The 25,664-nt window shown below is 71.3% G+C and carries 25 protein-coding genes; 12 read left to right on the top strand and 13 right to left on the bottom strand.

Annotated elements, in window-relative coordinates:
- Positions 1 to 5 precede the first annotated feature (5 nt).
- The 3 genes from MMSR116_RS18595 to MMSR116_RS18605 all read left to right on the top strand — a co-directional run bounded on the left by MMSR116_RS18595 (position 6) and on the right by MMSR116_RS18605 (position 1,165).
- Positions 6 to 254 (top strand): hypothetical protein, encoded by a 249-nt coding sequence (locus MMSR116_RS18595; protein WP_010687620.1) that lies wholly within the window; start codon positions 6 to 8, stop codon positions 252 to 254.
- A 262-nt stretch (positions 255 to 516) separates the two neighbouring features.
- Positions 517 to 789 carry a hypothetical protein gene (locus tag MMSR116_RS18600; RefSeq protein WP_010687621.1) on the top strand — a complete coding sequence of 91 codons (273 nt, stop codon included), beginning with the start codon at positions 517 to 519 and terminating at the stop codon, positions 787 to 789.
- A 175-nt stretch (positions 790 to 964) separates the two neighbouring features.
- Complete coding sequence (locus MMSR116_RS18605) at positions 965 to 1,165, top strand: hypothetical protein (protein WP_010687623.1); 201 nt, start codon at positions 965 to 967, stop codon at positions 1,163 to 1,165.
- A 450-nt stretch (positions 1,166 to 1,615) separates the two neighbouring features.
- Here MMSR116_RS18605 and MMSR116_RS18610 read toward each other — a convergent pair whose 3' ends face one another.
- Positions 1,616 to 2,944: a Y-family DNA polymerase gene (locus MMSR116_RS18610; protein ID WP_039894979.1), complete on the bottom strand. Its 1,329-nt coding sequence runs from the start codon at positions 2,942 to 2,944 to the stop codon at positions 1,616 to 1,618.
- Positions 2,941 to 3,393 (bottom strand): LexA family protein, encoded by a 453-nt coding sequence (locus MMSR116_RS18615; protein WP_010687625.1) that lies wholly within the window; start codon positions 3,391 to 3,393, stop codon positions 2,941 to 2,943. The genes MMSR116_RS18610 and MMSR116_RS18615 overlap by 4 nt, the downstream gene beginning before the upstream one ends.
- A 167-nt stretch (positions 3,394 to 3,560) precedes the next feature.
- Here MMSR116_RS18615 and MMSR116_RS18620 point away from each other — a divergent pair, with 167 nt between their 5' ends.
- Positions 3,561 to 3,815 (top strand): hypothetical protein, encoded by a 255-nt coding sequence (locus MMSR116_RS18620; protein WP_010687626.1) that lies wholly within the window; start codon positions 3,561 to 3,563, stop codon positions 3,813 to 3,815.
- 32 nt (positions 3,816 to 3,847) lie between these two features.
- Positions 3,848 to 4,090 carry a hypothetical protein gene (locus MMSR116_RS18625; RefSeq protein ID WP_010687627.1) on the top strand — a complete coding sequence of 81 codons (243 nt, stop codon included), beginning with the start codon at positions 3,848 to 3,850 and terminating at the stop codon, positions 4,088 to 4,090.
- A gap of 547 nt (positions 4,091 to 4,637) precedes the next feature.
- Here MMSR116_RS18625 and MMSR116_RS18630 read toward each other — a convergent pair.
- The 5 genes from MMSR116_RS18630 to gcvA all read right to left on the bottom strand — a co-directional run bounded on the left by MMSR116_RS18630 (position 4,638) and on the right by gcvA (position 10,148).
- Positions 4,638 to 5,099, bottom strand: coding sequence for a MucR family transcriptional regulator (locus MMSR116_RS18630; protein ID WP_010687628.1), 462 nt, complete (start codon positions 5,097 to 5,099; stop codon positions 4,638 to 4,640).
- 428 nt (positions 5,100 to 5,527) lie between these two features.
- Positions 5,528 to 5,869 carry a hypothetical protein gene (locus tag MMSR116_RS18635; protein WP_010687629.1) on the bottom strand — a complete coding sequence of 114 codons (342 nt, stop codon included), beginning with the start codon at positions 5,867 to 5,869 and terminating at the stop codon, positions 5,528 to 5,530.
- A gap of 271 nt (positions 5,870 to 6,140) precedes the next feature.
- Entirely contained in the window at positions 6,141 to 6,437 is a 297-nt protein-coding gene (locus MMSR116_RS18640; protein WP_280178347.1) for a hypothetical protein, read from the bottom strand.
- A gap of 480 nt (positions 6,438 to 6,917) precedes the next feature.
- Positions 6,918 to 9,062: a helicase-related protein gene (locus tag MMSR116_RS18645; RefSeq protein ID WP_158169035.1), complete on the bottom strand. Its 2,145-nt coding sequence runs from the start codon at positions 9,060 to 9,062 to the stop codon at positions 6,918 to 6,920.
- A gap of 198 nt (positions 9,063 to 9,260) precedes the next feature.
- Positions 9,261 to 10,148, bottom strand: a complete 888-nt coding sequence (gene gcvA, locus MMSR116_RS18650) for a transcriptional regulator GcvA (protein ID WP_158169037.1) — start codon at positions 10,146 to 10,148, stop codon at positions 9,261 to 9,263.
- A 92-nt stretch (positions 10,149 to 10,240) separates the two neighbouring features.
- Here gcvA and MMSR116_RS18655 point away from each other — a divergent pair, with 92 nt between their 5' ends.
- Positions 10,241 to 11,470: an MFS transporter gene (locus tag MMSR116_RS18655; RefSeq protein WP_158169039.1), complete on the top strand. Its 1,230-nt coding sequence runs from the start codon at positions 10,241 to 10,243 to the stop codon at positions 11,468 to 11,470.
- 123 nt (positions 11,471 to 11,593) lie between these two features.
- Here the strand turns inward: MMSR116_RS18655 and MMSR116_RS18660 are convergent, their stop codons facing one another.
- The 3 genes from MMSR116_RS18660 to MMSR116_RS18670 form a co-directional block, all read right to left on the bottom strand.
- Positions 11,594 to 13,318, bottom strand: a complete 1,725-nt coding sequence (locus MMSR116_RS18660; RefSeq protein ID WP_158169041.1) for an adenylate/guanylate cyclase domain-containing protein — start codon at positions 13,316 to 13,318, stop codon at positions 11,594 to 11,596.
- Between the two features lie 80 nt (positions 13,319 to 13,398).
- Positions 13,399 to 14,436, bottom strand: coding sequence for a ribonuclease Z (locus MMSR116_RS18665; protein ID WP_158169043.1), 1,038 nt, complete (start codon positions 14,434 to 14,436; stop codon positions 13,399 to 13,401).
- Between the two features lie 5 nt (positions 14,437 to 14,441).
- Positions 14,442 to 15,695 (bottom strand): flavin monoamine oxidase family protein, encoded by a 1,254-nt coding sequence (locus tag MMSR116_RS18670; RefSeq protein ID WP_244625488.1) that lies wholly within the window; start codon positions 15,693 to 15,695, stop codon positions 14,442 to 14,444.
- 256 nt (positions 15,696 to 15,951) lie between these two features.
- Between MMSR116_RS18670 and MMSR116_RS18675 the strand changes: the two genes are divergently transcribed.
- A complete protein-coding gene (locus MMSR116_RS18675; RefSeq protein ID WP_158169047.1) occupies positions 15,952 to 16,509 on the top strand; it encodes a DNA-3-methyladenine glycosylase in 558 nt (185 codons plus the stop codon).
- Positions 16,510 to 16,515: 6 nt separating this feature from the next.
- On the opposite strand, the gene MMSR116_RS18680 is transcribed toward MMSR116_RS18675, so the two are convergent.
- The 3 genes from MMSR116_RS18680 to recD2 all read right to left on the bottom strand — a co-directional run bounded on the left by MMSR116_RS18680 (position 16,516) and on the right by recD2 (position 21,581).
- Positions 16,516 to 18,678 (bottom strand): molybdopterin-containing oxidoreductase family protein, encoded by a 2,163-nt coding sequence (locus tag MMSR116_RS18680; protein ID WP_158169049.1) that lies wholly within the window; start codon positions 18,676 to 18,678, stop codon positions 16,516 to 16,518.
- A 165-nt stretch (positions 18,679 to 18,843) separates the two neighbouring features.
- Positions 18,844 to 19,164 carry a DMT family transporter gene (locus tag MMSR116_RS18685; protein WP_158169050.1) on the bottom strand — a complete coding sequence of 107 codons (321 nt, stop codon included), beginning with the start codon at positions 19,162 to 19,164 and terminating at the stop codon, positions 18,844 to 18,846.
- A 221-nt stretch (positions 19,165 to 19,385) separates the two neighbouring features.
- On the bottom strand, positions 19,386 to 21,581 hold the full coding sequence (gene recD2, locus MMSR116_RS18690) for an SF1B family DNA helicase RecD2 (RefSeq protein ID WP_010686550.1): 2,196 nt from the start codon (positions 21,579 to 21,581) through the stop codon (positions 19,386 to 19,388).
- Positions 21,582 to 21,918: 337 nt separating this feature from the next.
- Between recD2 and MMSR116_RS18695 the strand changes: the two genes are divergently transcribed.
- The 5 genes from MMSR116_RS18695 (at position 21,919) to MMSR116_RS18715 (ending at position 25,633) form a co-directional block, all read left to right on the top strand.
- A complete protein-coding gene (locus tag MMSR116_RS18695; RefSeq protein ID WP_039894468.1) occupies positions 21,919 to 22,152 on the top strand; it encodes a DUF4160 domain-containing protein in 234 nt (77 codons plus the stop codon).
- Positions 22,153 to 22,282: 130 nt separating this feature from the next.
- Positions 22,283 to 22,615, top strand: a complete 333-nt coding sequence (locus MMSR116_RS18700) for a hypothetical protein (protein WP_244625489.1) — start codon at positions 22,283 to 22,285, stop codon at positions 22,613 to 22,615.
- 223 nt (positions 22,616 to 22,838) lie between these two features.
- Entirely contained in the window at positions 22,839 to 23,993 is a 1,155-nt protein-coding gene (locus MMSR116_RS18705) for a transporter substrate-binding domain-containing protein (protein ID WP_010686553.1), read from the top strand.
- Positions 23,990 to 24,616 (top strand): ANTAR domain-containing response regulator, encoded by a 627-nt coding sequence (locus MMSR116_RS18710; protein ID WP_010686554.1) that lies wholly within the window; start codon positions 23,990 to 23,992, stop codon positions 24,614 to 24,616. The genes MMSR116_RS18705 and MMSR116_RS18710 overlap by 4 nt, the downstream gene beginning before the upstream one ends.
- A gap of 171 nt (positions 24,617 to 24,787) precedes the next feature.
- Positions 24,788 to 25,633 (top strand): nitrilase family protein, encoded by an 846-nt coding sequence (locus tag MMSR116_RS18715; protein ID WP_010686555.1) that lies wholly within the window; start codon positions 24,788 to 24,790, stop codon positions 25,631 to 25,633.
- Positions 25,634 to 25,664 lie beyond the last annotated feature (31 nt).

Raw genomic sequence — 25,664 nt, forward strand, 5'->3', positions numbered from 1 at the left:
GGTCCATGCCGCTTTACGATTTCACGTTGGGCCAACTGAGTGGCCAGACCTCGTTCAAGCGCTTCCACTTCGAAGCTCGCGATCTGGACGTTGCCATTCGCGAAGCGACGGCGTGGGCGAAGCATACGCGCCGCCACTCGGGTCGTCCGAACGACACGTCGCATTGGCCGCTGGTCATCTTGGCGGGAGAAGGTTCGGCCGATCTGAGGCCTGGGACGATGCTGTTCGAATTGAAGGACGTACACCCGGATTGAGGACGGTCCTGCGTCGTCACGGGCTGCTCGACGCTGCCTCTGGCTTGCAGTAGCTCTCGTGGATGGTGATCGCCTCGACCCAGGGCATCGACTTAGGCAAGCGAGGCCTACCCGCTCGCGAAGGCCTGGACCCTCGACCGCGTCGAGAGGGTCCGGACGAACGCGGGCGCGGCCGAGGCGCTGAAGACAAGGTGGCGGGGAGGCGCACCATGGTCCGGACCACAATCCTGCCGGCCCATCCGGTGACGGGGTGAGCGAGGCGGTGGCCACAGCCGCGGGCCGGCATTGGTTCTACGACAGCAAGATCCTGGTCGCAGCATTCTGCCTGCTCTCGATCGTCGCCATCTTCTGGCAGGTCAGCCGCTTCGAGGGCTTCGAGCCGATCTTCACGTGCGCCTCCGAAAGAGACCTGGATCGTGGACTGCTCTCCATGGGCATGGAGGCCTGCATGGCGGACGCGAGATCGCAGGCGGCGCAATCGCGCTGCATGCACGTGTCCTACCTTCTCGCCTGCAAGGAGGAGAGGTGGCGGTGATGGCGTCAGAGCCTGCGCCTCCGACGGATCCTGTCGAGGCGCTGAAGCCCATCCGAGCGGCGGTCGCGCGCGCGTGCGAAACGACCTCCGGCACGCCGGCCGAGCCGATCATCCAGAGGATCGGCCTCCTCGGCAAGGCTTTGCCGCTGGAGCGGCGGCGGAGGGTGACGAAGCGTTGAGCGAGGAGCCCAACCACGAGCACGAGGTCGTCGTCGCCCGCCTGATGAGGCAGCTCTACGGCTTCGCGGAGGGCCTCGGCCTCGACGAGGCGACCACGCGCCATATCGTGGAGCGCGTCATCGCCGACATGCCGCTGTTGCCGGACGATGATCGTCTGGCCCGGGCCCGCAATTGGATGCTCATCGCGGCGCAGTAGCGACGGGAGCGAGATTGCCGGTCCTGGCGCGGAGGCCGCCGACGCGCTCCGGGCCCGCGGCCCTAGCGTCGAACCCTGGAGCGACGAGTTTCCGCTCGGCGCGTCGCTGGCGAAACGCTGATGGATGGCGCGTTGCTCGCGCTCGCGATCGAGTACGGGATGATGGACTCGCCCGGTCCGCCGCAAGAGCCGTCGGCGCGCCCGCCGAACCGCCGGCGCCAGCCCGCGGTCGCCACCTTGCAGCGCTGCGAGCCGTCGCCGCCAGCCCCGGCGGCCTGTGCCACGACGCCGATCCAACCGCGATGCCGGCGCTGCGCGAGTTCAGGGACGTCGGGGAACGCGCGACCCGCGGGCAAACCGGTCGGCACGCGGGGCGCCTCACGCCGGCCGGGCGCGAATGGCTTGCCACGCGCGGCATCCGCGGGAACGCCGAGACGTGAGCGACGACCGTCACGCATGGGCGACCGGCAGTTCGCTGACCTGGGTCGTGTAGCGCGGCGTGCGCATCTCGAACTTGGTGTTCCAGTCGCGCCGGCTGACCAAGCCCGCCCGCGCCGGCACGACCGCGCCGCGACCCCAGCGCGCGTTGCACGCATCCATCGCCGCCATCAGCGGCCCCGACCGCGCCCGGTCCAGCGCGCCGATCAGCGCCCGCGGGCTGTGCGACAGCGGCACGAGGTCGTTGGTGACGAGGCCGGCCTTCGCGTACCGCCAGGGCCGCTCGCCCGGCTCGCGCCACGTCTTCGCCACCCCGTGCCGCGCCGCCTTGATCAGCGCCAGCGTGTCCGACGTGTGCTCCGGCAAGGTGACCGTGATGGACACGGAGCGCATCGGGGCACCGTGGTCGTGCTCGCTCGTGTGATAGAAGACGGACACATGGTTGGTGCCGAGCCCCTCGCGCCGCAGCTTCTCGCCGAGCCGCGTCGCGTGGGCCGATACCGCCTCCTCAAGGGTCGCGCGGTCCTCGACCCGGCTGGAGAACGAGCGCGTCACCGCGCAGCCCTTCCGCCGGGCCGGCACCATCTCCAATGGCAGACAGGCCAGCCCGCGCAGCTCGTGGATGATGCGCTCGCCCACGACGGTCAGGCCCTTGCGCACCGGCCGCGGGTCCAGGTCGCGCAGGTCCGCCACGCTCTCGACGCCCATGGCCTCCAGCTTGGCGAGCGAGGCGCGGCCGATGCCCCACACTGCCGCGACGTCGATCCGGCACAGCCAGTGCGCGTAGGCCACCGGGTCGGTCAGGTCGCACACGCCGTCGAGCGCCGGCACGGACTTGGCGATGTGGTTGGCGAGCTTGGCCAGCGTCTTGGTCGGCCCGATGCCCACGCAGGTGGGAATGCCCGTCCAGGTCCGGACGGTGGCCCGCAGGTCCCGGGCGAGTTCGACGCGCAAGGCCGGCGCCACGTCGGCGAGGTTCAGGAAGCTCTCGTCGATGGAGTAGATCTCCACCTGCGGGCTGAACCGACGGTAGACCGCGTTGGTGCGCCCCGACATGTCGCCGTAGAGCGTGTAGTTCGACGACAACACCCGCACGCCCCGGGCCCGGCACAGGTCGCGGATCTTGAAATACGGGTCGCCCATCCTGATGCCGAGCGCCTTCGCCTCGGCCGTGCGGGCGATGGCGCAGCCGTCGTTGTTGGAGAGCACGATCACCGGCACCGCGGCGAGCCTGGGATCGAACACGCGCTCGCACGCGCAGTAGAAGCTGTTGCCGTCGATCAGCGCCACGGCGCGGCCGCCGCCTATCCGGTCACGCAGGCGCGCGTCGGGGGTGCTCACGAGAGCTGCCCGCGGGCCACATGCCAGCGGATCGAGAAGCGCACCACGCCCCAGAGCACGCTCTCGCCGAGTTCCTCGATCGCGAAGGCGGGCATCTCGGGATTGCAGAAGGCGAGCCGGGCGACGTTGCCCTCGATGACGAGGCGCTTGCAGCTCATCTGGCCGTCGATCGCGGCCACGACGATGCTGCCGTGACCGGCCTTCAGGCTGCGGTCGACGCAGGCGAGATCGCGGTCGTAGATGCCGGCGCCCTCCATGGACGATCCACTGATCCGCCACAGGAAGGTGGCGGGCGGGTTCGGCACGAGCCAGCGCGGCAGCTCCAGCGCATCCTCGACGAAGTCGTCCGCGGGCGAGGGGAAGCCGGCGCACAGCGCCTGTCCGATCAGTGGGATGCGGACGGCGTCAGCGCTTTGGACCAGCAGTTCGTCGATCCGGTTGAGGTGCACCCGTGGTCCCGCCGTGCTAGAACAGACGAAGAACAAACATCAGGCGGCCCGGTGGTTCAATCGGCGAGGTCATCGAACCAAAATGCGCCGTGGACGGGTGTGGACAGTGGGGTAGAAGGCGAATCGTGGCGTCAGCTTACGCCGCCTTTTGCAGAAGTGAGGCGAAGATGGCGATGAAGACGGCGTTCGTGGTGCAGCCCTTCGAGCTCCATCGCAAGAGGCTGCGGCCGGCTCGCCAGGAGCCCGCTCAGACAGAGAGCGGTGCGTTGAAGAAGGCCGAGAACTTGGCCAAGCGGATGCCCGGCGCGGCCGCGCTGAAGGTGGTGGCCGACGACGAGACCGGCGAGCTGGAGGGCGTCACGATCCTCGGGCAGTGGGGCGAGATCCCAGACGATTTCGCCGAGAGCCTGCAGGGCGGCTGAAGCCCGGCATGCAGAAGGATTGGGAGAGCGACATGTCGGCCGTTCGACGGGTCGGGAACTTCCTGCAGGTCCAAGACGGCGATGGCTGTCGGCACCTGCTCCGTGTCACGAGCGTCCAGGCGCTGAGCGATACCGACCTGATGCGCAACGAGACCTTCATCACGGCGGCGGGTCGAACGATCCGGGTGACGCAGCCGCTCGATGAGATCGTGGAGCTCGTGGCACCCGGCGAGGGAGGGATGCCGGAGCCGAAGGACGAGGCGTGGCCGTTCTGACGTCCCCGCGCCACGAACTCCCAGACCGGCCCGCCCGGCCCGCGGCGAGGCGGTCGCCGGCCATCGGACCGAAGGCGATCCGATCCGATCCGATCGGCGGCGATCGCCGCGGCCGCGCCGGGATCAAACACCTAGCAGGTCGACGCACGAAAAAGCCCGCCGCGGCGAACCGGGCGGGCGGAAGGCTGGTGCGTCTCTGAAGAGTCGAAGGGGGAGACACGGCTGCGACCGTACCAGCGCCACGAAAACAGGAAACCCCGGCTCGATGACAGATCGAGCGACCTTTCAGCTTCAACGAAAATGCCCGGCGCGCCGGTGCCGGCGGGGCTGAAGGGATCTGTCGCTGCGCTATCGCGGATCAGTCTGCGCGCTGGCGGGCACGGGGTTCCGTCAGCTCGGCGACCGCCGCCGATCCGCGACCCGGCCGCCTCCGGCGCGGCCGGCGATGAGCGCGATGCCGATGCGCCCCGAAACGCGAAGACCCCGCTGCTTCGTGGGCGCGGCGTCCCGTGGGCGCAGGAGCTGCTTTTCCGCCGCGTCAGTGCGATCAGGCGGCCTTGCGACGACCCTTCGCCTCAGCATGGGCCATTGCACCGGGGCGGCCGAGACCGATCGCCTTGGCCAGCGCCGAGCGTTGGGCGGCGTAGCGGGGGGCTACCATCGGGTAATCCGCCGGAAGAGCGAAGCGCGCGCGGTAGGCCTGGGGCTCGAGCCCGTGAGCCGTGAGGTGCCGCTTGAGCGTCTTGTAGGATCGACCGTCGAGGAAGCTGACGATCCCGTTTGGCTGAATCGACCTGCGGATTTCGGCGGCGGAAGGCCGTTCGATCGGCTCTGCCGAAGCTGGGTTGGCTGAGCTGCCGGAAGCCAAGCCTGCCACGGCTCCGTGCACGCTCCGGATCAGGTTCGGCAGTTCCGCTACCGGAACGGCATTGTTTGAGACGTAGGCAGCGACGATGTCGCCAGTCAATGCGGTGACGTTGGAGCCGAGCTCAGCGTTTTCTTCTGACATGCTGTACGTTCCTGATGTGCGCCCTCAGGGTCGACATGTGCCGGTCGAACTCCGCCGGCAAGTTGAAAACACGCAATGCTGTCAATCTGCCGCACAGATTTGAGCCATCCGATTTTACAGCTTGGAAGTGCTGTCGAGGACAATACGAATGCTGATAGGAATGGGATCCGAGGAGCCATGCTACAGCTGAATATCGGAACCGCACGAATGGCAGCGGCGCTGCTGTAGCTCAGCCATCCGCACGGACGACGTTCAGGACGGCCTCGAACGGGCTCTCGGGCGACAGCACCGCCCCGTCCGCAAGCCGCGCCCGCAAGCCCCATCCGCAAGCCGCGCCCGCACGACGATTCCGAGCGCCGCCAGGACGAAGCGGGCTCGGCGCGGCGGCAGCCTCATGCGCTCGTCCCGTGCTCGATCGTGTGGCGGGACTATGGTCGCGGGAGGCGCAATCCGGTGGCCTGATCAATCGCCGGTTCCCCTCGGCCGGCGGCGGTCCAGCGGTGCGGTGGGTCGACCCAGACCCGGGCTGCGCCACCGGCGGATCCAGCGACCGGTCCCGGCTGCGCGACCGCCTTGCTGGCGGCCACATCGTCGCCCTTCGGCGTGAGAGCGCCGGTCGTGACAGGCTCGGCCAACGCGGCCGGCGCTGCCGGCGGCACCGTGGCCGAAGTCGGCAGTTTTGGCGCTTGGCCCATTACTGCTGCCGTCAGTCCAATGCCGGCCAGTACGAACGCGAGACCGTCGACCATCAGGTAACCGAGCCGGGCCATCGTGCCTTCTCCAATCCTGGAGAGCGACGGCTAACGCTGAACACTTAACGATCTGGAGCCGTGGAACGAAGATGACGCCCGGGCTCGTCCCAGGACACCGGCGCGACCGCCAACCGTATCTCGGGCGGCATGAACTGGCGCAGCCTGCCTGGCACATGCACCCGCGTCGCGCACGTCCTGAGCGTGGTTCACGGCGGTCACAGGCTGCGACCACGCCTTCGACACGGATCGACGACGGCGGCAGGCCACCGGTCCAGTCCGCTTGCCCGCCTCAGATCACCGCCAGCTTGGCGAGTTCGTGGAACCGGGGCGCCGCGTCGAACAGGGCGGCGTGGCCGAGATAGTACAGCACCAGGAAGGCTGCGAGCGCGCCGCCATAGTAGGCCGGCGCCATCAGCGCCTGCCGGGCCCGCACGGTTGCCGTTGCATCGTCGGCCGCGATGGCCAGGAGGACCACGATGATGCCGGAATGGCCGATGGCGTCGACCTTGCCGAACTCGAAGATCGCATCCCACGAAGGAATCAGCGAAATTCGCCCCGCGCAAGAGACGACCCGCGCAAGAGGCAAGCTTGGCTCGGCAGGAGCGCAGCCGCGGGCGTTCAACCGACGACCAAGCTACCCCGTGGGTAATTACGGTTAGGCTATGTCGCCGGCTGATCCAGTAGTATTCGGCCTGCCGATCGCCTTCGCCTCCAGCACGTTGTTCGTGAATTTCGTCAGCTTCGGTGGCGGGGTGCTGATCTGATGGCCGGGGTGTTCGACACCGCGACCGAGGTGCCGGGCTATGAGGTGCCGGGCTTGAAGGGCGCCGAGCCCGTCTCGGCTCGAGCAACTACTCCGCTCACTTCAGTATAACTCCTTCGATCAGGCGCGAGAGTAGGGCGTGGCATTCCCTCATGGCCAACGATCTGTGCACGGAACGAATCGTCGGATCACGCCGAGATCGGGTGTTGCTGGTCCCAGCAACCAACATCATCTCGCCATCACATTACAAAGCCCGCCGCGTCCTGAAGCGCGGCGGGCTTTTTCATGCCCGGATGCTGCGTCTCACCGCGCCCCGCTCGTCCGCCGGCTCCGCCGCTCGGCCTTGCGGGTCGCGGTCTCCCGCAGGTGCTGCTCGATGGCGTCGTTGGCGCGGCCTCGCATGTGGCGGATGGCGTCGACGTCGTCGAAGGTCTCGGGGAAGCGCCGCGACAGCCACAGATAGGCGCTGGCGAGCTTCACGGTCCGCTCCTGATAGTCGAGTTCGCCCGCGAGGTTGCCCCGCAGGGCCGGGACCGTGAGGCCGGCGGCCCTGGCCTGGCACCAGCGCTCCAGCAGGCTCATGGCGATCTCGTCGCGCCGGTCGATCGGGCAGACCGAGAACGCGAACTTCTCCTCGATCGGCAGCCGCGCCCGGTCGACGATCCGGGCGACCTCCAGCACCTCCTCCAGGGCCGAGGGCTGGAACGGCGAGCCCGCGTAGAAGGTCGCCCGGGCGAAGTGGGTCAGCACCTCGTGCAGGCTGTGCGTGCGCATCTCCTCGGCCACCGAGCGGATCGCCCCGAGATCCGGACGGACGAAGAAGCGCGTGTCGGCCGCCGGGGCCGTCGGGGCGCCCGAGAGGGCGGTGCGGATCGGTTCCGCGGCGTAGGGGTCGGTCGCCGCCACGTAGCCGACATCCTGGTGGCCGTAGCGGCCGGCCCGGCCGGCGATCTGGCGGATCTCGGAATGGGTCAGCGCCCGCTCGGCGGTGCCGTCCCACTTGCGCACCGCCGAGAACACGATCCGCTTCAGCGGGCCGAGGTTCAGCCCCATGCCGATCGCGTCGGTGGTGACCAGCACGTTGGCCTCGCCGGAGCGGAAGCGCGCGGCCTCGGCCCGGCGGACCTCCGGCGACAGGGCGCCGTAGATCGTCGCCACCCGGTGGCCCCGCGCCACCAGGATCTCGCGGTTCTCGTGCACGGCCCGGCGGGAGAAGGCGACCACCGCGTCGCCGGCCTCGACCTTCTCCAGCGGCACCGGCTCCTCCAGCAACAGGAGCGGCGACTTGCGGGTGAAGGTTATCACCTCCAGAGACTCGTTGGCGGCCTCGGCGGCGCGGCGGACATACGACAGCGCGTCGTCGGAGCCGCAGACGATCACGGTCCTGGCGGCGACGCCGAACAGCGCGTTGGTCCAGGCCCAGCCGCGGTCGGGGTCCGACAGCATCTGGATCTCGTCGATCACCGCCACGTCGATCGGCCGGGTCAGGTCGGCGGTCTCGATGGTGCGGGCGGTATGGGTCGGGTTGGCCTCGCCCAGCACCTCCTCGCCGGTGATCATGCCGGCGCGCAAGCCCCGCTCGCGCAGGGTCTCGTAGTTCTCCAGCGCCAGGAGCCGGAGCGGGGCGAGGTAGGCCCCGGTCTCGGCCGCGGTCAGGTGCTGGAGCGCCGCGTAGGTCTTGCCGGAATTGGTCGGCCCCATGTGGAACAGGATCTTGCGGTTGAGGCGCCGGGCGGCGGTGAACCGCTCGATATACGCCCCGAAGCCGACCTGATCGCGCAGGCGGCGCAGGCGCGAGCCCTCGCGGGCCACCGCCTTGGCGTGGCGGCGCACGGGGGTCAGCGTGTCGTTGAGGCCGCGGGCGAGCTTCGGACCGTAGGTGAACACGCGGGACCGGAGCGACCGGTCCATGTGGGCGATGTAGGCAGCGGCGTCCGCCCCGACCTCGCGCAGGTCGACGAGGAGCTGCGCCCGCAGCCGGTCGACCGGCTTGTGCAGGGCGCGGGTGGCCTGGAGCGCGGTGCGCGCCACCGCCTCGCGCAAGGCCTCCAGGCGGTGGGCCGGATCGTTCCGGGCGGCCATGCGGGCCAGGATCTCGGCCGCCTCCGGCTCGGGGGCGATGTCGAGGCGCAGGTCCAGGCGGCCGTTGTCGAGGAGCGGGATCTCGGTGCGGATCAGCCAGGTGATGCGGTGGTCCTTGGTGACCACGGCCCGGAGGGTGGGGATCGCCTTCCGGATCGCCGGGATGCCGGTCTCCGCGAAGGCCCGGGCCGCCTGCATCTCGCGCAGTGCCCGGGCGACGCGGTCGTCCTCCACCTCGGCGCCGTAATCGGGTAGCTCGAGCTGAGCGAGCAGCCGGTCGAGATCGACCGCGTCCGGCGCGACGCCGAGGCGGCCGAGGGAGTCGATCAGGCTCTCGATCGTCGGGCGGAGACGCTTGCGCGCCATGCGGTCACCTTCGGCAGAAGCGTCTCACGCCAACCCGGACTGTGTCGGGCGCGTTCCGGATCCGATCCATGCGCCGGACCGCACCCGGGCGCCACTCCGAACCGTCTTTGCGAGCGGAGCGAAGCAACCCAGCGTTGCGCCACGCTGACAGATGTCGCGCTGCCCTGGATTGCTTCGCTGCGCGCGCAAGGACGGATCTCACGGCCGCCGGGCCGCCTCGGCGAGCCAGCCGCAGAAGGCCCGGACCGCCGGATCCTCCGCCCGCGGCTCGGGGACGTAGGTGTAGTAGCTCCGCGCCGGCAGGGACGGGCCGGCGAAGGGCAGGGTGAGGCGGCCGGCGGCCACGTCGTCGGCGATCAGCCGCTCGGGGCCCATGGCGACGCCGAGCCCGTCGAGGGCGGCCTGGAGCGTCAGGTAGAAGTGCTCCAGCGTCACCGAGGCCTGCGGCGTCAGGTCCGGAACGCCCGCTTCCCGCAGCCAGTCCGGCCAGACCCGCTGGAGCGTCGCGGCGTGCAGCAGCGTGTGCCGGCGGAGATCCTCCGGCCCTTCGAGCGGCAGGCGCTGCAGCAGCGCCGGGCTGCACACGGGAATGCGCCGCTCGGACAGGAAGGCCTGCGCGACGTGGCCCGGACGGCTGTCCGGACCGCCCCGGATTGCCACGTCGAACGGCTCCGCGAGGCTCGCCAGGGGCACGTTCGAGGTGGTCAGCCGCACCTCGATCGCCGGGTTGGCCACCTGGAATCCGGACAGGCGCGGGATGAGCCAGCGCAGGGTGAAGGTGGCCAGCGCGTTCACGTGCAGCAGGCGCGGCCGCCCGCGCTCGGCCTGGCGGGCGGTGGCCAGGGCGATCCGGTCGAGGGCGGCGCCGATCTCGGTGGCGTAGTCCGCCCCCGCCTCGGTGAGGGCCACGCGCCGGTTGTGGCGCGCGAACAGCGGCAGGCCGAGCCACGCCTCCAGCATCTGCACGTGCCGGCTCACCGCGCCGTGGGTGACGTGCAGCTCGTCCGCCGCCCGGGTGAAGCTCCCGTGCCGGGCCGCCGCCTCGAAGGCCTTCAGGGCGTTGAGCGGCGGCAGGCGGCGGTGCACGGGTCAGGTTTCCTCACGCGAGCGTCAGCTTAAGTCGTTTGTCAGCCACCGACCAGGGCGGCATGCTGCGCGGCAACCACGAAGGAAGCTGGATGTCCGTCGCGTCCGATCTGACCGCCTCGTCCGAACGGGCCCCCGTGCCGGAGGCCCGGCGCACGCTGGCGGCCGCGGGGGTCAACCACGCCCTCCACGACGGCTACACGGATCTGATCTACGTGCTGCTGCCGGTCTGGCAGGCGGAGTTCGGCCTCGACTACGTGGCCCTCGCATTCCTGCGCTCACTCTACAACGGCGCCCTGGCGGCCCTGCAGATGCCGGCGAGCCGCCTCGCCCAGAGTTGGGGCGCCAGGACCGTGCTGGTGCTCGGGACGCTGCTCAGCGCGGCCGGCTACGCGATCGCGGGGGCCTCGGGCGGCCTCGTCGGGCTCGGGATCGGCCTCCTGCTCGGCGGCGCGGGCAGCAGCACCCAGCACCCCCTGGCCTCGGCGGTGATCGCCCGGGCCTACGGTCCCGGCGCGCGGGGGCCGCTGGGCACCTACAACTTCACCGGCGATCTCGGGAAGGCGGCGGTCCCGCCGCTGGTCGGCCTGCTACTGACCCTGACGGGCTGGCGACACGCGCTGTGGGTGATCGCCGGGGCGGGAATCGTCGTGGCGCTGGCGGTCTGGCGGTTGCTTCCGCGTGAGCCGGCATCACACGAGGGCCCGGCAGCGTCCAAGCGGGTGGCCCATCGGGCCACCGGCGGCGCGCGGAGCCCCACGGGCTTCCGGCTCCTCGTCGCCATCGGCATGCTCGACAACGCCGCCCGGCCGGCCTTCCTGCTCTACCTGCCGTTCCTGCTGCAGGAGAAGGGCGCGGCGCTGACCACCGTGGGCCTCGCGCTGTCGCTGGTCTTCGTCGGCGGCGCGCTCGGCAAGGCCGTGTGCGGGCGCCTCGGCGAGCGTCTCGGCGTGACGCGGACCGTGATCCTCACCGAGACCGGGACGGCGCTGGCGATCCTGGCGGTGATCGTGCTGCCGCTCGCCCCCGGGCTGATCCTTCTGCCGGTGCTCGGCGTGATGCTGAACGGCACCTCCTCGGTGCTCTACGGGACGGTGCCGGAACTCGCCCCCGGGGGCCGCGTCGAGCGGGCCTTCGCGGTGTTCTACACCTGGACGCTCGGCGGCAGCGCCCTCGCCGCGCCGCTGCTCTACGGAAGGCTCGGCGACGCGGCCGGCCCGCACTGGGCCGCGGTGGCGTCGGCCGGGACGGCGCTCGCCGTGGTGCCGCTGATGCTGGTCTTGGCGCCGCGGCTGGGGGCGGAGCACCCGCACCGGGCGTGACACGCGCCCTCCGCACGGATCACCCGTCATCGCGAGCGCAGCGAAGCGACCCAGGGCAGCGGGACCTATTGGCAGTGTGGCGCCACCCTGGATTGCTTCGCTGCGCTCGCAAGGACGGAGGCGTCAGGCGCTCCCGAGGGCGCTGACCCGCACCGCCTCCGACCGCCCGTCCACCGCGACGTCCCGGATCGCCTCCGGCGCCACGCGCGCCGCCCGGTAGACCGCCTCCGATACCACCGCCACGCAGCCCAGCGCCTTGGTCAGCCCCTGCAGCCGGGACGCGACGTTGACGGTGTCGCCGAGCGCCGTGAAGCGGGCGTCGGTGGCGTCGCCCATCGCGCCGACGATGGCCGGGCCGGCATGGACGCCGATCCCGTACCGGAGGGTGTGCTCCAGGTCGGCCGCCAGCAGGTCGTTCAGGGTGTCGACCGCCTCGGCGATGCGCTCCACCGCCCGCAGGGCGTCCCGGGCCGCCGCCTCGGGCTCGCTCTCCAGGCCGAACAGGGCGAGCAGCCCGTCGCCGAGGAACTGGTTGGTCGAGCCGCCCGCCTCGCGCACGGCGTCGCCCACGGCGCCGAGGAAGCGGTTGATGATGAACACCGTGTCGTAGGGCAGGCGCTCCTCGGCGAGCCGGGTCGAGCCGCGCAGGTCGACGAACATCGCCACGATGAACCGCTCCTCGCCGGATTGGGCCCGGTCGAGGAGGTCCGCCTGCCGCGCCCGCGGCTGCGGCGGCAGGAGCGGCACCACCGCCATGTCGGTCTCGGGCCGGAACTGGCAGGCGAGGCGCACCCCCGGCCCGGCGCCGATGCGCTCCAGGACCGAGCGCTCGGTGCGGCCGGGGCTGGGTGCGCCGTCGCTGCCGTCGGTCACGCGGATCCGGCAGGTGGAGCACCGGCCGCGGCCGCCGCAGACGCTGGCATGGGGGATCCGGTTGCGCCGGCTCGCCTCCAGCACGCTGGTGCCCCGGGGCACCCGCACGATCCGGCCGTCGGGGTAGCTCAGCCGGATCGTGCCGCGCTTGACCTCCGCCAGCGTCCGCACGCCGCGCGCCGCCACGACCGCCGCCACCAGCCCCGCATAAGTCCCCAGCATCCCGTCCCGGATGGCGGCGAGCCGCGCCACCTGATCGGGCAGCCCGACATGGACGGGCCGGAGGGCCTCGGCCCGCCACGCCGGATCCTGCGCCAGGGCCAGGATCATCCGGCCGCCCTGCGCGAAGCCCAGCAGCGCCAGGACCGGCACCAGGACGGCGAGCGCCAGCAGCCAGGGCGCCATGCGCCCGAAGGCCGGCTTCAGGCGCAGCCAGAAGTGCAGGCCCATGCAGCCGTGGATCCAGGCGACGATCAGGACGGCGACCTGCATCAGGCCCAGCGGCGGCGCGGCCACCCAGAAGGCGTAGAGTTCCTGCGCGTAGCCCTTCTCGAGCCCCTCGGTGGCGAAAGAGACCCGCGTCCCGACGATGTGGCTGATGAGCAGCGGCGGGATCAGCAGGCCTGAGACCAGCTGCAGGGTCTCGGACGGCCGCCAGCGGAAGAAGCGGGCCGCGTAGAGCGCCTGGAGCCCGAGCACGAGATGGACCAGAAGCGCGCCGTAGAGCAGCGTCAGGCCCAGCGGGTTGAGCCAGACAACCGTGACGACGTCGAGGCCGTCCTCCATGGCGTCGAGGGAGACGTTGCCCAGGGCGTGGTTGACCAAGTGGGTCAGCACGTAGCCGAACAGGATCAGGCCGCTGCCCAGCCGGAGGCGCCGCAGGCTCAGGGGGCTCCGGGTGGCGGGCGCGGCCGCGCGGTCCCGCGCGCCCGGCTCGGCGGAGCGCAGCGTCGCGATCGATAGGGTCCGCATCATGCTGGGAGGTCCGCTGGGATCGGCCGCTTGCCCGCCTGTTTGGCGCTTCTCGTACCAGCAAGACTTCGACCGTGTCGGATTTATTTCACCTCGGCGGCGCGAGGCCGGTCCGCGTCGGCCAGGTTCGGGTGTCCGCCCGCGAAGGCGGCCCAGAACTCCCGCGTCAGCGCCTCCGGCGCCTCGGCGTAGCGGGCCGAATGGTGGAACGGCACGGCGCGCCGCACCCCCGCGTCCCGGGCCAGCGCCCCGGCGCGGGCGGCGGTGAGGTGCCGGGTGCGCGCGGCCGCCGCCCGGTCGGCTTCCCGGAACACGGCCTCGATGAACAGCGTGTCGGCGCCGGCCGCCAGGGCGCGGATCCGGTCGACGTTGTCCGGCGTGTCCGCCGTGTCGGTGACGTACGCGACCTTCTGGCCCGGGCCGACCCGGAAGAGGTCCGCGACGAGGTCGCCCAGGGGCAGGGTCCGGCCCTCGGCCACCGGCACGGCGGTCTCCGGCGGCAGGCCGCGGCGCGCCGCGCGCTTGGCCGCGCCGAGCCAAGGGCCCGGCACGAGGCCGAGCCGCTCCAGCGCCCCCTGCCAGACATTCACCCGCACCGGCTCGACCAGCGCGAAGGCAAGCGACGGGATGCCGTGATCGAGTCGCACCGCGTCGATCCGGAACTCCTCCTCGGTCAGCACCCGGCCGGGCCCGGGATCCGTCGGCGCGACCGCGCGCTCGGCGAACTGCTCCGGGGCGCGGAACTCCGCCGCGCGCACGAGGCGGGTGCCGTCGAACTCCTCGACCCGGATGCGGAAATCCGGCGTGTGCGGCCCGAGCAGGTTCCACGTGTAGGCGTGGAGGCGGTGCGCGACCCGGGCGATGAACCCCTCCGGCCCGACGAGGCGCAGGGGCAGCGGGCGATGCAGGCAGATCCGCAGCAGACGGTCGAAGCCGGCGAAATGGTCCATGTGGGCGTGCGACACGAAGACGTCGCTCACCCGCATCAGCTCGCGGGCCGACAGTGACGCGACGTCGCCGAGATCGAACAGCAGGGCACGGCGCGCGTGGCGGAAGTCGAGATGGACGCCGGGATCCGAGAACGGGTCGTTGACGAGGCGGGCCTGGACGAGGTGGGGCACGCCGGTCAACGCGCCGGCCCGCGGGACGGACCCACCGCCTGCCCTCCGAGCGCGGCCAGAACCTCGTCCGCCGCGCGGCGCCCGGATTCGTAGGCGCCGCGCACGGTGGTGAAGGCGTCCGGGGACGTCGCTTCTCCGGCGAAGAACAGCCTCTCGCCCACGGGCGCTGCCAGGACCGCGCGCCGATCCGCGGCGCCCGGCCGGGCATACGCGTAGGAGCCGCGGATCGCCGCGTCCTGCCCCCAGCGCGTGGCGGTCAGGAGCGTGGCCCGGCGGCGGAAATCCGCGCCGAGCAGCGCCACCAGCTCGTCGAGGGCGAAGGCGGCGGCGGCCCCGCTTCCCGCGCGCTCCAGGTCCCGGGCCAGCGCGCCGCCGAGATAGCCCTCGATCACCGGCCGGCCGAAGGGGCGCAGGTGGTAGGCGCCCGTCCGGGCGCTGCGCGGGTTGCCGATCAGGTGGGCGTCCGCCGGCAGTTCCTCCGGCCTGACGAGGTGGAGAAAGACCTTGTTGGCGAGCCCGAGGGGTAGGGCGTGCGCGGCCGCCTGCTTGCCGGGCAGGGGCGGATCGAAGCGGATGGCGCCCTCGGCCAGCACATTGGTCGAGACCGTCACCACGACGGCGCCGGCCCGGAGCGTCCCGCGCGGGGTCTCCAGCCGGACCGGGCCGGCCGCCCCGTGGTCGACCCGCGATACCGGCGTGCCGAGCGCCACCGGCAGGCCGTCGCCGTAGCGCGCCACGAGGCGGCCGTAGCCCTCCGTCACCCGCCAGTCCGATCCGTGGACTTGGTAGCGGGCGGCGTCGTGGGTCGAGAGGTCGTCGAGTTCGGCGCCGCTCACGTAGGTGCTGACGGCATTGAGCAGCCCGTTCCAGGGATCGTCCGGTTCGAGGAGCGCCCCGAGGGGCCGGTCCACGGGATCGCCCTGGGCCGCCGCCTGCCGGGCTTGGAACGCCTCCGAGGCGGCCTCGTAGGCGCGCTGGTCCGCGGGCGGGAAGCCGAGGTCCCGGTACTGCACGTCCCAGGGAGCGGGGGTGCGGTCCACGTGGAAACCGAAGTCCCCGGCGATGGCGAGCCACGGATTGCGCTCGGCGCCGTGCAGCCAGCCGCAGCCGAGGTCGAGGGGCGCGCCGACGGCGTCGGGCACGACCGTGTGCGCCCGCCCGCCGGTGCGGTCCTGCGCCTCCAGCACCTGGATCCGCAGTTCAGGCCGGCCCGCGGACAGTCGCCGCCCCGCGGCGAGGCCCGCGGCGCCCGCGCCCACGATGGCGACATCGACCGTCCCGGAAATGCTCAGATTCCAACGCCTCCCCGGCGCGCGTGTCCGTGTGGTGGGGCCAACCCGAGGGGAGGGGGCCGGGTTGCCCCGTCCCGGATGACGCCGACGCAGCGTCGGCGGCCGCGGAATCGTCCCCGTGATCCGCGCTCGCATCGTTCCGGGCTCGCCTGCGGCGCCTCGGAACGACGGTGCGGATCGCAGGATTGCGGAATCTGGTAGCCCGCCCGAAACCGGAGGCCCGATGCTGGAATCCTTCTTCGCCCGCCACGCCGCCGCGGTGGCGGCCGAGCTGATCGGCGCCCGGCTGTTCGTCGGCGCGGCGGGCGGGATCATCGTCGAGACCGAGGCCTACGACCGGACCGATCCGGCCTCCCACAGCTTCGCCGGGCCGACCCGGCGCAACGCCAGCATGTTCGGGCCCCCCGCCCACGCCTACGTCTACCGCTCCTACGGCATGCACTGGTGCCTGAACCTCGTCTGCGAGCCCGGCAGCGCGGTGCTGCTCCGGGCCCTCGAGCCGACGGAGGGGCTTCCCGCCATGGCGGCGCGCCGGGGCACGGAGGCGCCGCGGCTGCTCTGCGCCGGCCCAGGCCGGCTCTGCCAGGCGCTGGGCGTCACCGACGCGCTGGACGGGGCGCCCGTGGCGCAGGCGCCGTTCCGGTTCGTGCCCCGCGCCGGGTCGGCCGCAGTCGTGGCCGACCGGCGGATCGGGATCACCCGCGGCGCCGAGACGCCCTGGCGGTTCCTGCTGGCCGGCTCCCGGTTCGTGAGCCGGCCGGCACGGCGGGTCGGCCCGTGACCGGGCTCAATTCGCCCTGGCGACCTCGACGAGGTTGTCGGAGAACGAGGGCGCGTGGCCCATGTCTGTGAAGGCACCGGACGAGATGCTGTTCACCGTCCCTTCGTTGAGCTGGCGCCAGTAGCCCAGCGTCGCCACCACGATGCCGGCCTTCACGTCGTCGGTGATCCGCGCCACGCCCTTGAAGGCGCCGCGGTCGTTGCCGACCTTCACCCGGTCGCCCTCCCGGATGCCGCGGGCATCGGCATCGTGCTGGTTGATCAGCACGAACTGCTCGCCCTGGCCCTTCTGCTTGTCCTCCATGTTGGCGTAGCAGGAGTTCAGGAAGTAGTGGCTCTTGGGCGAGACGATGTTGAGCGGGTAGCGCTTGGCGAGCTCGGGATCGTTCGTGTGCGACTCGCGCGGGCCGAGGTAGTCCGGCAGCGGGTCGAGCGCCTCGCCCGGCTGGAAGCCCTCGTACATCTGCCGGAACGGCGGGGCGACGAAGTTCGTGGCGCCCTCGACCTTGAGCATGCACTTGCCGGTCGGCGTCGGGAAGTTCCCCTCCCGGTGCGGCGCCCGGTCGTCCGGCGTGCCGACCTTGAGGCGGGCGAAGCCGTGCTCGCGCATGTAGGCGAGGTCGATGCCCTCGCAGGCCGGGGCGTTCCAGTCGACGTAGTGCTCAAGGCACTCCGCGTCGCTCCACTTGAAGTTCTCCTCCTCGAAACCGAGCCGCGCGGCGAGCCTGCGGAAGATCTCGTTGTTGGGGATCGCCTCGCCCGGCGCCTCGGCGCACTTGGTGTTGTAGGTCAGGTAGAGGTGGCCCCAGGAGAGGATCATGTCCTCCATCTCGGCGCCCATGGTGGCGGGCAGCAGGATGTCGGCGTAGGAGGCCGTGTCCGAGATGAAGTGCTCGGCCGAGACCATGAACAGGTCCTCGCGCATCAGGCCTTCGACGATCTTGTCGGTCTCGGGCGCCTGCGTGACCGGGTTCGAGTTCCAGCACATCATCGACATGATCGGCGGATCGAGCTGCATCTCGCCGGTGAGCGCCCGGCCGATCTGCAGGTTCGAGACGACCCGGGTGCCCTCCGGGATCAGGTCGGGCCGGCAGATGACGTCGAACTTGTAGGGGTGCTCCCAGACGCCGAACTGGGTGATGCCCCCGCCGACATGGCGCCACGCGCCGGTGAGCGCCGGGATGCAGGCGACCGCCCGGATGGTCTGGCCGCCGCCGTAATGGCGCTCCAGCGCCACGCCGATGCGGATGCCCACCGGCTGCTCGGTCGCCATCTCGTAGGCGAGCTTGCGGATGTCGTCGGCGGAGACGCCGGTGATCTCGGCGGCCCATTCGGGGGTGCGGTCCGCGGCCCGCTCCTTCAGCTCCTCGTAGCCGACCGTGTAATTGTCGACGTAGTCCTGGTCGACGAGGCCCTGCGCAATGATGGAATTGATCAGCGCCATGGCGAGCGCGCCGTCGGTGCCGGGCTTGGGCGCGATGTGCCAGTCGGCGGCCTTGGCGGTGCGGGACGCGTAGGTGTCGATCACCACGACCTTGGCGCCCTTCTTCTGGGCGTCCTTCACGATCGCCCAGTGGTGCAGGTTCGTGCTGACCGAGTTGCAGGCCCAGATCACGATGTACTTGGAGTGGATGTAGCTGTCGGGGTCGAGGCCGGCCGTCGGGCCGACGGTGAGGAGCCACGCGGTGCACGAGCCCTCGCCGCAGAAGGTCCGCTCGGTCACGGTGGCGCCCATGCGGTTGAAGAAGGCGTCGCCGCCGTTCAGCCCGTGCACGAGGCCCTGGTTGCCCAGGTAGCTGTAGGGCGCGATGGCCTGCGGCCCGTGCTGGTCGATGATCGCCTTCCAGCGCGACACGATGGTGTCCAGCGCCTCGTCCCAGGTGATCCGCTCGAACTGCTTCGAGCCCTTCGGGCCGACCCGCTTCATCGGGTAGAGCAGCCGGTCCGGGTGGTAGTGGCGCTTCTCGTAGTCCTTCAGCTTCACGCAGAGGCCGCCCCGGGTCATCGGGTGGTCCGGGTTGCCGCGCACGCCCTGGAGCTGGCCGTCCTTGACGTCGAACAGCATCGAGCAGGTGTCGGGGCAATCGTGCGGGCAGCCCCCGAAGAAGGTTTCCGTCAGGCTCTCGGCCTCGGCGACGATCAGGGAGTCCGGCTTGACGATCTCGTTCATGGGTCCTCCGCAGAGCGCGTGAAGCCTCTTTGTCCGGCGGGCTTCGATCGCTGATCCTTCACCTGCGTACCTTAGAAGGAGAAAAATTACCAATCTCACCGCCTGGCCGCCGGTGAGATCGGAAATACGCAGTGTATCCCTGCGTCATAGTTCAGCTCGGAGGCGTCAGGCGTCGCCGGCGAGCTTCATGGTGACGAGGCCCGCGACGATCAGGCCGGCGGCGACCAGCCGGGCCGGACTGGCCTGCTCGCCGAGGACCGCCACCCCCACCGCGAAGGCGCCGACCGCGCCGATGCCGGTCCAGATCGTGTAGGCGGTGCCGAGGGGAAGGGTGCGCATGGACAGGGCCAGGAGGCCGACGCTGCCCACCATGGTGGCGACCATGACGGCGGTCGGCCAGGGGCGGGTGAAGCCGTCCGACAGCTTCATCGCGTAGGACCACGCGACCTCCAGCAGGCCGGCGGCGACGAGATAGATCCAGGCCATGGCGGCCCTCCTGAAAGGGCCGGGCCGTCCCGGGCTTGTGCTCCGCGCAAGCAGAGGGAGGACGTGGCCTCGCACGGCCTAGCTGGGGCCGCGGCAACCGGCGTTCAAGGCTGCCGGTGGGCCGGCGGCTTGCGGCGATGGGCGGCCTGAATCCACCACGCGCCCTCCCTCCCCCCTCTGCGGGGGAGGGGAGAAGCGGCGCCTTCCGCGCCTAATTTTCCTCACCCGCCCAGCCAGTCCCGCAGCTTCGTCCAGCGCGGCTTCATCGTGCCGCCGCGGACCGCCACCGCCACCGCCTTGCGCTGCCCGAGCAGCACGACCAGCCGCTTGCCGCGGGTCACGCCCGTGTAGAGGAGGTTGCGCGCCAGCATGGTCCAGTGCTGCATCGCCACCGGGATCACCACCGCCGGGTATTCCGACCCTTGCGACTTGTGGATCGTCGTGGCGTAGGCCGGCACCAGCGTATCGAGCTCGCCGTAGGGATAGATCACCTCCCGCCCCTCGAACTCGACGATCACCGCGCCCTCCTCCGGGTCGATGCGCGCCACGGTGCCGAGGTCGCCGTTGAACACCTCCCGGTCGTAGTCGTTCTGGCTCTCCATCACCCGGTCGCCGGGGGAGAAGCGCCAGCCGAACCGCTCCACCGAGATCGCCGGGTCCGGGTTCAGCACCGCCTGGAGGGCGTGGTTGAGGTTGCGCGCGCCGAGCACCCCGCGCTGCATCGGGGTGAGCACCTGCACGTCGCGCACCGGATCGAGGCCGAACCGGGCCGGGATGCGCCGCGTCACCACCTCGACCAGGGTCCCGACGGCCGCCTCGGGCTCGTCGATCTCGATGAGGTGGAAGTCGCTCTCCGCGCCGCGCGGGGCCGGTTCGGGCATCTGTCCGGCATTGATCCGGTGGGCGTTCACCACGATCCGGCTCTCGGCTGCCTGCCGAAAAACCTCCGTTAGCCGCGCCACCGGCACGGCGCCGGAGGCGATGATGTCGGCGAGCACCTGCCCCGGCCCGACCGATGGCAGCTGGTCGACGTCGCCGACCAGCAGCAGGCCCGCGTGCTCGGGGATCGCCTTGGTCAGGGCGTTCATCAGCGGCACGTCGACCATCGAGGTCTCGTCGACGACGAGCAGGTCGCAGGCCAGCGGGTTCTCCGCGTTGCGCGAGAAGCCGCCGTGCTTCGGGTCGATCTCCAGCAGGCGGTGGAGGGTCTTGGCCTCCAGCCCCGTCTGCTCGCTCATCCGCTTGGCGGCCCGGCCGGTGGGGGCGGCGAGCAGCACCCGCACGCCCTTCGCCCGCAGGATCCGCAGAATCGTGTCGAGGGTCGAGGTCTTGCCCACCCCCGGGCCGCCGGTCACCACGGCGAGCTTGGCGCCGAGCACGCGCCGCACCGCCTCGCCCTGCGAGGGCGAGAGCGTCTTGCCGGTCTTCTCCGCCACCCAGGGGAGCGCCCGGTCGAGGTCGATCTCCGGCCAGGGCGGCGCGCCCTGCGCCCTTTGCAGCAGCCGCTCGGCGATGGCCCGCTCGGCGGCGTGCAGGCCGGCCAGGAAGATGCAGGCCTTGTCGCCCACGATGTCCTGCACGACCTCGCCGGTCTCCAGGACCTCGAGCAGCGCCGCGCGGATCAGGGGCGCCTCCACGCCCAGCAGCTCGACCGCCAGGGTGACGAGCTCGGCCACCGGCAGGGCGCAGTGACCGGCATCGGTGGCGGTCTGCAGGGCGAACGAGATCCCGGCCCGCAGGCGCTGCGGCGCCTCCCGGGTGAGCCCGAGCTTCATCGCGATGGCGTCCGCGGTCTTGAAGCCGATGCCGCGGATGTCCTTGGCCAGCCGGTAGGGATCCTCGGTCATGACCGCGATGGCCTCGTGGCCGTAGGTCTTGAAGATCCGCACCGCCCGGGCGGTCCCGACGCCGTGGGCGTGCAGGAACAGCATGATCTCGCGCACGGCCTTCTGCTCGGCCCAGCCGGCGACGATGCGGGCGGCGCGCTTGGGCCCGATCCCCCCGACCTCGGTGAGGCGGCCGGGATCGGCCTCGATGATCTCGAACGTGCCTTCCCCGAAAGCCGCGACGATCCGCTTGGCCATGGCGGGGCCGATGCCCCGCATGTGGCCCGAGGCGAGGTACTTCTCGATGCCGGCGATCCCGGTCGGCGGCGTCACCTTGAGGGTGTCGGCCCTGAACTGCAGGCCGTGCTGGCGGTCCGTGTGCCAGATGCCGGTGGCTGTGATCCACTCGCCCGCCCCGATGGCCGGCGCGTGGCCGATCACCGGCACGAGGTCGCGCTTGCCGCGCGCCTGGACCTTCAGGACGCAGAAGCCGGTCTCGGGGCTGTGGAAGGTGACGCGCTCGATCGTCCCGGCCAGCGCCTCGACGGGCTGGCCGCGGTCGGGGGGCTGTGGCGTCGCTCGCTGGTTCATCCCGGGGCCGGCGCGGATGCGCCCGGGACGGCACATCCTGGCGTCGAAGATCGGGGCTCGCCGCAGGGGGAGCAACGGTGGGGCAGCCTCCGGGGCGGGGACAGCGCCGCGACCCGTCGTCACGCGCGGGTCCGCTGGCATAAGGTCGATGGCATCCGCAGCCCGACTCCCGGCCGCGCCCGAGCGTGCCGTCGTCGCAGCCTCGATGAAGGGGTCCGACGATCACAGCATGATTGAATACGGACACGCCGCCCGTGGTCAGCGCCACGTCCCCGGACTCTTGCGACAGTGCACGTAGTGCACTATATTTGCCGGACCGTGATGAGGCGGCTCTCGCGTGCCGACGTTCAAGCGCTTCGATGGCTTCAAGGTCGACCTGCGGTCACGCGATCACAACCCACCGCACTTCCACATGATCGGTCCTGACTTCCACGCCCTGATCGACATCCAAACGCTGCGGGTGATCGAAGGAACCTACGAGCGGAAGGCGTTGGCTGAAGCCGTGGCCTGGGCGGCAGACCAGACCGAAGCCTTGATGACGGAGTGGAGGCGTCTCAATGAGCGGGACTGACATCGTCACCGTAGGCCGAGCACTCCCCAAGCTGTCGCGCGTCGAGGCTGGAAACGGCCGGCACGCCGTGCGGGTCACGTGGGCTTCGGGCTCGCGCGCCGGGCGCACAGAAACGGTCGATCTCGCGCCGATGATCTTCAGCTTCAAGGTCTTCAAGCCCCTGCGCGACGGGGCTGTGGCCTTCGATACCGTGCGTCTCGGCGATTACGGCGCCTCGATCGTGTGGCCCGGCAACGAGGATCTGGATATCGGCGCGGAGGCCATCGAGGAGATGGCAGCCCAAGCCATGACCAACGCAGATTTCTCGGCGTTTCTGACGCGCAACAAGCTGACGCTCGATGCCGCTGCCGCTCAGCTCGGCATCGCGCGCCGGCTCGTGGCCTACTACGTCAAGGACCGTGAAATCCCGCGCGCCATCGCGCTTGCGTGCCGGCAACTCGATCGGAACGGGGCAGACAGGTAGCCGGCCGCAGGAGCGCGGATCGGAAAGTCGCGTCCGCTGTCGGCGCCCGTTCCGGACAGTGACCCTGTCCGCTTTCGAGCCGGACCGCTGTGCCGCCTGTGGGGGCGCTGACGCGCCGCGGCGTCCAGCGGCGTCCGGCGGCTTCCGCCGGAGCGGGTCCGTCGGGTAGGACGGTGGGTGACGCGGTCGCCGTCCGGGCGCCTGCGGCGAGCCTGGAGGGACCATGGCGGCCAAGGATGAGGCGACGTGGCGGGTCGGCGTCCTGTTCTCCCGCAGCGGCGTGAGCGGCGTCACCGAGACCGAGCACTTCCTCGGCACGGCGCTCGCCATCGAGGAGATCAACACGGCCGGCGGGATCCTCGGGCGCCCGATCGAGCCGGTCTGCTACGACCCGGCCGGCGACAACGATGCCTACCGCAACCTGGCCCGGCGCATGCTCGCCGAGGACGGGGTCGAGGTGGTGTTCGGGTGCTCGCTCTCGGCGAGCCGCAAGTCGGTGCTCTCGACCGTCGAGCGGCACAACGGCCTGCTCTGGTACCCGTCGATCTACGAGGGCTTCGAGTACTCGGAGAACATCATCTACACCGGCGCGACCCTGAACCAGAACGTCTTCGCCCTGGCCGACTACCTCCTGCAGGAGCACGGTCCCCGGATCTTCGTGATCGGGTCCGACTACATCTACCCGCGGGAGTCGAACCGGGTGATGCGCGACCTGATCGAGGCGAAGGGCGGGACCATCGTCGGCGAACGCTACGCGCCCCTCGACGCGGATGACGCGGCCCACGCCGCCATGGTGGCCGAGATCCGGCAGGCCGCGCCGGACGCGGTGTTCTCCACCGTGGTCGGGCGCGGCGCCGAGCGGCTTTACCGGGCCTACGCGGAAGCCGGGATCGACCGCGCCCGCTGCCCGATCGCCAGCCTCACCATGGCGGAGGGGCAGATCCGGGCGATCGGCCCCGAGCACTGCGCCGGCCACGTGCTGGCCGCCCCGTATTTCGGCGCCCTGGCGTCCGAGGAGAACCGGCGCTTCGTGACGGCCTTCCAGGCCCGGTTCGGGGCCGAGCGCCCGACCAGCATGTGGTCGGAGACCGCCTACGCCCAGGTCCACCTCTTCGCCCGCGCCCTGGCGGAGGCCGGTACCCTCGATGCCGAGCGCCTCGGCGCGGCGGCCCTGCGGCAGCGCTTCGCGGCACCGGAGGGCGAGCTCGCCTTCGACGGCGAGACGCGGCACATCTGGCTCACCCCCGGCATCGGCGTCGCCCGCGCGGACGGGCAGTTCGATGTCGTCTGGCGGGCGCGCCGGCCGGTGCGGCCGGATCCCTACCTGGCCTGGTCGCGTTTCGAGACGAACTGGCTGGAGGAGGGGCTCGCCGCGTGACCGCCCCCGCCCGCAGGATCCTGGACGACCTGAGACGGGCGCGCGCCCTCGTCATCCATCCCCGAGACGAGGAGGGCGCCGCGCTCCTGGAGCAGCTGCGCCGCCTCGGCTGCGCGGTCTCGCTCGCCTGGCCGCCCCCCGCCGCCCTGCCGCCGGAGATCGACACGCTGTTCATCCAGCTCGACGACGCGCAGGTGATGCACCTGCTGCCGTCCATCGAGGCGACCGAGCCGGCGGTCATCGCCATCGTGGCCTACGAGAGCCCGACCTCCCTGAAGGCGATCGCCGACGTGAACGCCCACGGCGTGCTCAACAAGCCCCTCCATCCCCGGGGCGTGCTGACCCAGTTCGCCCTGGCCCGCTACCGGCGCGGCTACGAGGGCCGGCTCACCAGCAAGATCAACCGGCTGGAGGAGACCATGAAGGGCCGCCGCACCGTCGAGAAGGCGGTCCGGCTGCTCGTGGAGCTGAACCGGATCGACGAGGAAGCCGCCTACAGGATGCTCCGGGAGCGGGCCACGGCCGCCCGGGTGCCGATGGCGAGCGTCGCCGAGGGCGTGGTGTCGGCCCACGAGGCGATGAGCGGTCTCGGCCTGCGCATCGCGCTGGCGGAAAAGACCTGATCGCAGCAGCATGCCGCATTTATGATCTTGCGGTCCGTCCGGCCCGGCGTATCGTTGCCGGACCGGGCAAGGCTGCCCCGCAGCAGACAGGCTGCATCACATCTCGGCTTTGAAGCCTCTGGTTCGCGGATGAACTTCGCGCCCAGGGGCTTTTTGCGTTTTGGAACCAGCATGATCCGAGCGAACGCCTCCGCACGCGCGCCGATACGGGTGTCGTGCATTCAGTTCGAGCCGCAGATCGGTGCGGTCGCCGCCAATGTGGCGCGCGCGTCGGATCTCGTCCGCGCCGCCGCCGCGGAGGGCAGCCGGCTGATCGTGCTGCCGGAACTCGCCAGCACCGGCTACGTGTTCGAATCCGCCGCGGAGGCCGCCGCGCTGGCCGAACCGGTGCCGGACGGCCCGACCACCCGGGCCTGGGCGGCGCTGGCCGCGGAGCTCGGCGTGCACATCGTGGCGGGGATCGCCGAAGCCGCCGGCGAGACCCTCTACAACGCCGCCGTGATCGTCGGGCCGGAGGGCTACATCGGCACCTACCGCAAGGCCCATCTCTGGGACCAGGAGAACGTGTTCTTCGCCAAGGGCGATCTCGGCTTTCCGGTCTTCGACACCGCCCTCGGCAAGGTCGGCATCGCGATCTGCTACGACGGCTGGTTCCCCGAGACCTTCCGCCAGCTGGCGCTCGGGGGCGCGGAGATCGTCTGCATCCCGACCAACTGGGTGCCGATGCCCAACCAGCCCGAGGGCGAAGCCGCCATGGCCAACACCCTGCACCGGGCCGCCGCCCACTCGAACGGCATCTTCATCGCCTGCGCCGACCGGGTCGGGATCGAGCGCGGCCAGCCCTTCGAGGGGCAGAGCCTGATCATCGGTCCCAAGGGCTGGCCGCTCGCCGGCCCGGCGAGCCGGGAGGGGACCGAGACCCTCTCGGCCTTGGTCGACCTCGACGAGGCCGGCCGCAAGGACCTCAACGCGTTCAACTCGCTCCTGCGCGACCGCCGCACCGACCTCTACGGCTGAGCCGGGATCCGCCCCCGCCCCGGTCCGTCAC

The sequence above is a fragment of the Methylobacterium mesophilicum SR1.6/6 genome, assembly GCF_000364445.2.
In the GTDB taxonomy this organism is placed as follows: domain Bacteria; phylum Pseudomonadota; class Alphaproteobacteria; order Rhizobiales; family Beijerinckiaceae; genus Methylobacterium; species Methylobacterium mesophilicum_A.